Source organism: Mucilaginibacter sp. P4_G9 (genome assembly GCF_056400985.1).
This window is the reverse complement of sequence record NZ_JBFUKF010000205.1, coordinates 1-9244: the sequence shown is the minus strand read 5'-3', so window position 1 is coordinate 9244 and position 9244 is coordinate 1. Positions and strand designations below refer to the sequence as shown.

The following is a 9244-nucleotide window of genomic DNA, read 5'->3' as shown; positions in this document are numbered from 1 at the left end:
GTACAAAGCTGCTGTTAAAATGCTCCTGGATACTATTGAAAAATGCCCGGACGGTTTATGGGAAAGTATAGAATTTGAAAACGCATTTTGGCGAATAGCCTATCACGCGCTTTTTTATACATCATTATATTTGTCAGAAAGTGCGGATAAATTTGTGCCCTGGGATAAGCATATGCCCAATTACAACTCGCTGGGTACGGTAACTCATGATCAGGAGCCAATAATTATTAATGTTGTTTATTCAAAAAATGACATCATTGATTATGCCATACGCATATCGGATAGTCTGGAAAATATGGTTAGCGATAAAAATAACGATGAACAATGCGGTTTTTACTGGATCCCAATGAACCGGCTGCAATTACATTTATACAACATCCGCCATCTGCAGCACCACGTTGGGCAACTTACCGAACGCCTGCACCAGGCAGGCATACAAGGCATAAAATGGGAAAGGTAGCCGAAACTATTTTTTGTTAAATAAAGCTTTACGTGCTATATTTGCATTGTAATAGCATGTAGATGCTGTTACAATGTTTTTTCCTATGGTGTAATGGTAGCACTTCTGATTCTGGTTCAGACAATCGTGGTTCGAGTCCATGTAGGAAAACCCCGGGCGAACAAAAGATGAATTTTAGTCTTTTTGTTCGCTTTTTTTGTTTCTAACCTGTTGGAGATTTGGTACATAAATGAGTCACTTACCCTGGCCCCCAAGGTATTGCTTATTTGTAAAGCCTGCTATTTAGTAGATTGCAATAACCTTGTTTTAGTTTCGGGTATCAGACCATATAACGGCCTGAGTCCGCCGAGGTCTATCAGTATCCTATCCAGTATCACCCCCGGATCGATAAGGTACACGTGCAGAACGTGCCTGCCTGCAGGCAGCGATGGCGTGTTAACATTACGCATAATCGAATTGCTTAATACAGCCTGTTTCCATTCCTCGCTGCGGCCGAATGTTTTAAAGTTTAAAACTGTGGCCGGGCCATCATCTATGCTAACCGCGTAGCGCATCTCAAAATTCCGGTTTAAGGGATAGGTAGGTATGGTGTAGATATTAACCCCGGCCGGCGAAACGCTAAACGTGTAAAAGTTATAAGATAGAACCGGTTTTTGCTTGATACCGGCGTCAGATAGATCTTCTTTTGCCGGAGCGATCATCCGTAAAGGTAAAGCTTCCATGCTTATTTCCGTGGCCCCCAGGCCGCTCACCTCTCCCCAATGGTCGGCTCCCTTGTTCGTCTTGTCGTGGTAATTTTTAGCGTAGATAGAAACGTAGCCGTTGTTTTCAATAAAACCATTGTAGCCTTTAAGTGCAGGCGGGTTTTGTTTGCTTGTTTTTACGGCTATGCTGACGGACTTATTTGCGCCCTGAATGGTTATAGTACCGTTTAACTCTTTTGCTGCAAGCGCTTTGGCTTGGTCTACAGATACCCATAAACGGCTCTGGCTCTTGCCGCCCGTTGCCAACAGGCTGCCCGCCTGCCGCGAAACGCTAATCCATGATGCAGAGGTGTTAACAACATATTTTACCGGTGCATCCTGGGTTAAAAACACATCGATAAAGTGCTTTTGGCCGGTGCTGTTAAATTCAGGTAGTGAAAGGTTGGTAACTGCGCCTGCGGTATCGGCAGCGCCCTCTGGCAGGGCCAGCCACCTTTCGGCGCGTTTGGTTATTTTATAATTTAATTGGGGCGCCTGGTAAACCGGCAGGTCACGTGGGTGCATAGACATTATGTGCGCCCATTTACCTCCCGCCAGTTTAGTATTATAATAATCAGTTTCGCTGATGATGTCCTGGTAAGCAACTTTCGCAAGCGAATCATAATGTGGTGCGCTCAACCTGCCTTGCTTTGCATACTGGTAGGCTTTATCGCGATACAAAAATTTCTTATTGATTGACGAAGCCGCAACTACCGGGTAGTATACCAGCTGATAAAAGCAATCCTGCTTATTGGCACTTACGCTCGTTCGTATTTTTTTTGCGGCTTGCACTAATTGCTCGTAATCGTCTATCCGTCGTTGTGCCTGGTCTCCGTAATATTGATGGTTATAGGCGGTAAAGCCGACTGGTGTTGTGGGTTCGGTCTGGCTCCAGCCCATAAACTCCGGCTTGCGTTCAAAGGCCAGCTGGTAGTATTTCCACAGCACATTGGTTATGGCAGCGGCATTATTTGTTCCAATGTTGCTGCTTACCCAGTTCTTTAAATGTGCTTTGGTATAAGCGTTATTATAAAATGGCCGGATATGATAGGCCATATCCATAAAAAGCTGGATGTCGTACTCGGCCGGCTTAATATCACCTGCATTTACCACCCAAAGGTTGCGGTTGTTCAGCTCATAAGCTTTGGTCATTTCCTCCCGGATCAATCCCGGACTGGTAGAGCATAGCCAGGTATAATCATGCGGACGACCCCAGTAGGATACATGGTAATACACCCCCGATCCTCCCGCGCGCCTGCTTTCCTTCCCGTCGTTTAGCCTTTGTATATAGCCGTAGTTATCGTCGGGCCAAACCAGGGTAACATCAACGGGTACTTTCAGGCCGGCATCATACACATCCAATACCTCTTTATAAGCGGTAAAAACCTGCGGCACCCTGGTAATATCGGGGTCGATATATTTTTTCAGCATATCGCGCTGGTCGGCAAAAATACGTTCAAGCAGGGGTACTGTTTCGTCCAGGTTTTTTACGCCTTCTATACCACTATCGTGCACCCCACGCATCCCAATAGTATACATGCCGTTAATGTGGCTGCTCTCTTTTATGCGTGATTCCCAGTAATCAGCTACCTTTTGTTTATTGGTGATATAGTTGAATGCACCCATGGTTTTTTCGTTCCACTCGCCCACGTTATTCCGCAGCATAGGCTCCGCATGTGATGATCCTATAATGATCTGGTAATCACCGGCTACCCGGATGTTACCTGGGTAATGATAAAAAGCTTTTGTGCAGGGGTGCATGGCCGGCCATATCAAATTGGCTTTCAGCCGCAACAGCAGCTCAAATACTTTGGCATAAGTTTTTGGGCCGATATCGCCGGTTTCGGGTTCCAGCGTTTTGGCGGCCCAGGGCTGCAGCCCCCAGTCTTCATCATTGATAAATATTCCCCTGAATTTTACAGATGGCGCTGCCGAAATAAAATCGGGAATGTTTAGAGCCAGGGCTTTCTTTTTTGCCGGTGTGGCGTCGGCCCACCAATACCAGGGTGTAACCCCGATGCGTGCAGAAATATCGAACACGCCGTAAGCCGTTCCTCTAAAATCGCTGCCGGTTATAATCAATGCATTTTTTACATTGCCAAACGGGGCCGCAATACGCTTCAACCCATAACTCTCCCATTTACCTTTTAAACTGGCGGCCATTGCGCCGGTGTTTAAACCCGCTATCAGTTTTGAGTTGATGCTGCCGATTACTATGATATTACCACGCGCTTTTGAAATATCTGCAGATACTACCGGCTTATAGCCACTTACGCGTTCAATATCTGATGCCAGGAGGCCGGCCACAATGGAATCTAACCGGCACTCATTTTTATCATAATAAATAGCGACCTTATTTTGCGGCGTTACCAGGTCAAATTGCACAGCTAAAGTTTTATTTGCCCCAACCAATATCATAAAGGCAATAAAAAGAAATTTTAAGTATTTGGGAGGAGCGCCACAGGTATTACGTAACGAAGTGTAGGGTTTTTTAAAAGTGTGATCAAAAGCTTTTTGACCCCCATCTGGAAGCCGCAAACTGGTTTCTTTTAAATTTTCCAATTGGTTGTTAGTTATTGCTGAAAAGGAAGCTGTATCCTTTTGAATAATTTAGATTGCTGCGTCAATATTAAAGAATAAATTATTTAATACCATCCTGTGCCATACTGATATAATTGTAATTGAGGATTGTTTTGGGAAAACTGCCGGTGATGCCGGCTTTTTTTGGTGTTTATTACAACAATAAATATATAGATTTGGTTAAGTCATTAGAGACTGTTTAAATTTAATCCAATAATGTTTTTATAGGTCCGAGAAACACATATCCAACCGTCATTGCTTCGTACCTCGCAATGACGATCAGGAGACGGTTGTAGTATCCATACATGTCATCACTGTTTTTTCCAGCTGAGCTGGTGGGTGCCTCACAATAACGCGTGGTTATGTGCTTCATTAGGCGTATAAACATTAATAAATTTAAACAGCTTTTAATAATTTACAGTATTTGAAAAAGTGATGATATGATTGGGATTAGTCCTTTTCGCGCGGTGAGGCCGCATCCTTTTTACGCGGAGCAGTTCCTTTTTACGGGGATTGATATGTCGGGCGAGCACCTGGTGGGCGCCGTTGTGCCTGCTTTGAAGTTGTTACTGGAGAGTGGCTCGAGGAAAAGCGACCTGGATGCGGGTGCTCTGGATAGCGTTTATTCCGAAATAAAGGAGGTATTTCAGGATCTGTTGGCTAATAAGCTACTGCTGCAGGATGTGGAGCCATGTATGTATATCTACGAGGTTTGGCGTGATGGGAAGACATCAACCGGGGTTTGGACTTTAATGGCGCTGGATAGTTACCGGGAAGGAAGTGTGTTGGCACATGAGCTTACGCTGGCAGAAAAGGAGTTGCGACACCGCGAATACAGGTTGGCGGTAGGGTTGGAGGGCCAGCCGGTGTTGCTGGCTTACCCGCCGGATGGGGCAATTGGCCATTTGATTGCCGCGGTTAAAGCTACCGGATCTCCGGATAAGTTGAGTTATAAGGGGGCGAGCCATTTGTTATGGCGGGTTCAGGATACAGAGACATTACATTTGCTCACCTTGCTGTTTTCGGAAGTTGAACATGCATTTATCGCTGATGGCCATCACCGGATAGCGGCGGCAGCAAGCACGAACGATCGGTATATCAGTTCGCTGCTGATGGCTGCCGACCAGTTTGAAGTAGGACCTTTTTATAGGATGGTGCTGCCCCGGCTGGCTTTACCTTTAGAAGAATTACTATTTTATTTGGAAAAGGATTTCGTAGTTGAGCTTTCTGCAGATAACCTGCCTTATGCGCCGGGTACACCGGGCTGGATCGGGATGCTGGCGGGTGGGCGTTGGTACCATTTGTTTGCTAAACGGCAGGGGCCTGGAGTGATATTATTGCAGCATTATATTTTGGCGCCGGTTTTTGGGATTATTGATCCCATGACCGACGGACGTTTACATTATGCCGGCGGCCCGGGCGGACTTGATAAACTGGTGGATTTTTGCGAGGCGAACGTAGACGCCGTTGGCTTTACGGTTTATCCGTTAACGATCGACCAGGTGATGGAAGCAGCAACGCGGGGTGATAGATTGCCGCCCAAATCAACCTGGATGACACCCAAAGCACCCTATGGGTTGGTAATGGCGCTGAGGAGTTAGGGGTTGTTTAAAAATAGATAAATAGATCGTCATTGCGAGGTACGAAGCAATCCCCGACCTACAGAGTAACTGTGCAAATCCGATCTGTATTTTAGGGATTGCTTTGTCGTATTTCCTTATAAGGATGTGTTCGCAAGTGTCTGATTGTCAGAGCTGTTTTTTAATATAATCTATGTCATTGCGAGGAACGAAGCAATCGCATGCTATACAGGGCGGACCTGCACAGTTCGCGATTGCCGCGCTGCGCTCGCAATGACATGGGTGTTGTGAGGCCCTAAACCCAACACGTCATCCCCATTTTTTTCCAGGATTATCCTGGTAGATACTCGCAATGACGATCAGGAGACGGTTGTGGTATCCATACATGTCATTACTGTTTTTTCCAGCTGGGCTGCCGGATACTCGCAATAATGGTTGGATATAAGTTACACGGATGCTTTTTGAAGTTTTATCCTATGCATATATGCTTATTAACTACAACGATGAAGTAAAAATATGCTTGCTATATCTTTTTAATTAGTAGTTTGGGTTGTAGAATTGCAAAGATTTAAATAAAAACATATCACCTTGAAAGTATTACAAAGTGTACATCCCGAAGATTTTAAAAGTTATCAAACCGCGCTTATCCGCGAGCGTTTCCTTATAGATAACCAGGTACAGCCCGGCGAGATAAATTGTACCTATACCCATTACGACAGGATGATAGTTGGTTTTGCCAACCCTATAAACACCCAACTATTGCTGCCGAACTACCCCAACCTTAGGGCCGAATATTTTTTGGAACGCCGGGAAATAGGCATCATTAATGTTGCCGGCGATGGTGTGGTAGTAGCCGACGGCCAATCTTTCGACCTTAAAAAACTGGATTGCCTGTACATTGGCAAGGGTACTAAAAGTGTTCATTTTGCCAGTAAAAACGCGGCCGAACCTGCTGTATTCTATATGCTTTCGGCACCGGCACATGCCCAATATCCAACAACGCTGTTAACCCAGGCCGATGCGGTAAAAGTTACGCTTGGTTCGGCATCAACAGCCAACCATCGTACCATCAATAAATATATTCACCTGGAAGGCACAAAAAGCTGCCAACTGGTAATGGGCTTAACCATTTTGCATGATGGCAGTGTATGGAACACCATGCCGTCGCATGTACATGACCGCCGTATGGAAGCCTATTTTTATTTTGATGTACCACAAGGACAAAAGATTTTTCATTATATGGGCGAGGGACAGGAAACACGACATATCACCATGAATAACTACGATGCGGTGGTATCACCACCCTGGAGTATCCATTCGGGCAGCGGTACGGCAAGCTACAGCTTTATTTGGGGCATGGCCGGCGAAAACCTCGACTATACCGATATGGACCCGATTGCCATTCCCGACATCAGATAATAACTATCTTTAACTAAAATTAAAAAGATTCAAATACATTGGAAAATAACTTCTCATTGGCCGGTAAAGTAATTGTAGTTACAGGCGGTACAGGCATATTAGGCAACTCGTTTATAAATGGTATTGTGGAAGCAGGTGGTGCGGTAGGTATATTAGGCAGAAACGCCGAAATAGCCGAAGAACGCGCAGCGGCTATTAATAAAAATGGCGGTAAAGCAGTTGCTTTAGCTGCCGATGTTTTAAACGAAGCAGAATTGCAGGCGGCTAAAACCAAACTGCTGGACACCTTCGGTCGTTTGGATGGCCTGGTGAATGGGGCAGGGGGCAATATGCCGCAAGGCGTTTTACAACCCGACGAAGATATTTTTAAAATGAACATAGCCGGTATGAAAACCGTGATGGATTTGAACACCTGGGGCACCATTATCCCCACACAGGTATTTGGCGAGGCCATAGCGCAAACCGGCAAAGGCAGCATCGTCAATATCTCGTCTATGAACTCCAAACGCGCCATTACCAAGGTATTGGGTTACAATATTGGTAAGGCGGCGGTTGATTGTTATAATCAATGGTTTGCGGTGGAGCTGGCTAACCGCTATGGCGATGCCATCAGGATGAATGCGTTGGCGCCGGGCTTTTTTCTTACCGAGCAAAACCGTAACCTGCTAACCAAACCCGAGGGCGGATATACAGAAAGAGGGCAACTTGTAATTAAACAAACCCCCTTTAAGCGTTTTGGTCATCCCGATGAATTAATAGGCGCGTTGGTATGGCTGTTAAGCGATGCATCAAAATTTGTTACCGGATCTATGATCTGTGTAGATGGCGGTTTTTCGATTTTTGGTGGCGTTTAACCAGTTTGCTTAATTCCTGGTTAATACAGGGAAATCGCGTTTAAAAGGAGGCGCCTACGGAGCCAAAAGCAAAATGTTTTTTCACTATAAACACATAACTCCGCTGGAGTTGGAAATGGTTATTGTAACATTGACTCCGTGGGAGTCGCGTGTTTATAGCACACAGGAAAACCCAAACCCCGGCTCCGTAGGTGCCTCCTGCTTGTTTTCATTTAAAAGCGATCCTGCTGGTTAATACTGAATTTATATTTTCATTAATTTACTTATGTTTACTACAGATTAGTTTATTGGCTGTAGCTAAATAACTGGGTAAATTTTATAAAGTATGAATTTCGGGGTAGTTACGATAAAAGATATTGCTAAGGAATTAGGGATTTCTACTTCAGCTGTATCTAAAGCGCTAAAGGATAGTCATGAAATAGGGGAGAAAACCAAAAAACTGGTCCTGGAATGTGCCAAAAGGCTCAATTACCAGCCTAACCCCATGGCCCAAAGTTTAAAGCAGGGAAACAGCAAATCCTTAGGAATAGTTGTATCTACCATTGATAATCATTTTTTTTCGCAGGTTATTAATGGCATAGAATTTATTGCGCACAGCAAAGGCTATAACGTATTTATTACGCAAACCCATGAATCCTATGAGCTTGAAATGTTAAATGTGAACCATTTAATCTATCGTTCAATTGATGGGCTGCTGATATCCTTATCTACAGAAACAAAGGATGTAGAGCATCTTAAAAAGCTGCATGAGAAGGGCTTACCTATTGTTTTTTTCGACAGGGTGAGCGACGAAATTGAAACCCACAAAGTTATTGCCGACAATTTTATGGGTGCCTATGAGGCAACAAATGCCTTAATTAAAGCCGGATACAGAAAAATTGCGCATATAACAAGTTCGGTAAATGTGTCAATCACAGCCGAAAGGTTGAAAGGTTACCTGTTGGCATTGGAGCAAAACAATATTAAATCAAATGAGCGGCATATAAAATACTGTCTTCATGGCGGTAAAGATCTTGGTGAAATAGAAAAAGCACTTAACGAACTTTTACTTTCACCAGATCGTCCGGATGCTATTTTTACGGCCTCGGACAGGATCACCACAACAACTTTATCGCTTTTGCATAAACTGGAGTTTAGAATCCCCGAAGACATTGCCCTGCTTGGTTTTACCAATACACAATTAGCCGATGTTTTAAATCCGTCATTAAGCACGGTTTACCAGCCAGGTTATGAAATGGGCAAAAAGGCCACCGAAATGCTGATTAACCTGATTGAAAGCAAAAGGCCGGTAACCGAGTTTGAAACCGTTGTATTGCCTACCCAGGTTTTTATACGCAATTCATCAACCCCGGTTAACCAATAGCGCCTGCTATTGTTAAGTCAACAGTACTAAGAAGCTGTCTAAAAATAAAAAAAAGGCCGTCATTGCGAGGCACGAACCAATCCCCCATTTACAGAGTAGCTTTGCAAATCGGATCTGTATAGTTTGGGATTGCTTCGTACCTACCCATGACGTATTAGACTTTCAAGGTGTAAAGGCCTGTCAGTCTGAGCCTGTCGAAGACTCGTGCGGAGGGGCCTTTGCCCGCTATGCTTCGACAGGCTCAG

The 9244-nt window shown here is 44.6% G+C and carries 6 protein-coding genes; 5 read left to right on the top strand and 1 reads right to left on the bottom strand.

Annotation, left to right across the window (positions count from 1 at the left end; translation table 11 throughout):
* On the top strand, positions 1-460 hold a 460-nt coding region (locus AC1DPZ_RS16795; RefSeq protein ID WP_477405440.1), incomplete at its 5' end, for a hypothetical protein.
* A gap of 278 nt (positions 461-738) precedes the next feature.
* Here the strand turns inward: AC1DPZ_RS16795 and AC1DPZ_RS16790 are convergent.
* The gene (locus AC1DPZ_RS16790; protein ID WP_477405438.1) at positions 739-3765 is read right to left on the bottom strand and encodes a glycosyl hydrolase 115 family protein; all 3027 of its coding nucleotides are present in this window, start codon (positions 3763-3765) and stop codon (positions 739-741) included.
* Between the two features lie 458 nt (positions 3766-4223).
* On the opposite strand from AC1DPZ_RS16790, the gene AC1DPZ_RS16785 reads away from it, so the two are divergent.
* The 4 genes from AC1DPZ_RS16785 (at position 4224) to AC1DPZ_RS16770 (ending at position 8999) form a co-directional block, all read left to right on the top strand.
* Positions 4224-5384: a DUF1015 family protein gene (locus tag AC1DPZ_RS16785; RefSeq protein WP_477405436.1), complete on the top strand. Its 1161-nt coding sequence runs from the start codon at positions 4224-4226 to the stop codon at positions 5382-5384.
* A 567-nt stretch (positions 5385-5951) separates the two neighbouring features.
* A complete protein-coding gene (gene kduI, locus AC1DPZ_RS16780) occupies positions 5952-6782 on the top strand; it encodes a 5-dehydro-4-deoxy-D-glucuronate isomerase (RefSeq protein ID WP_477405434.1) in 831 nt (276 codons plus the stop codon).
* A 38-nt stretch (positions 6783-6820) separates the two neighbouring features.
* On the top strand, positions 6821-7636 hold the full coding sequence (locus AC1DPZ_RS16775) for an SDR family oxidoreductase (protein ID WP_477405432.1): 816 nt from the start codon (positions 6821-6823) through the stop codon (positions 7634-7636).
* Positions 7637-7961: 325 nt separating this feature from the next.
* A complete protein-coding gene (locus AC1DPZ_RS16770) occupies positions 7962-8999 on the top strand; it encodes a LacI family DNA-binding transcriptional regulator (RefSeq protein ID WP_477405430.1) in 1038 nt (345 codons plus the stop codon).
* Positions 9000-9244 lie beyond the last annotated feature (245 nt).

Excerpts from the sequence above, each read along its gene's own strand:
- AC1DPZ_RS16785 (WP_477405436.1), top strand. The coding sequence starts at position 4,224 with ATGATTGGGATTAGTCCTTTTCGCGCGGTGAGGCCGCATCCTTTTTAC.
- AC1DPZ_RS16770 (WP_477405430.1), top strand. The coding sequence starts at position 7,962 with ATGAATTTCGGGGTAGTTACGATAAAAGATATTGCTAAGGAATTAGGG.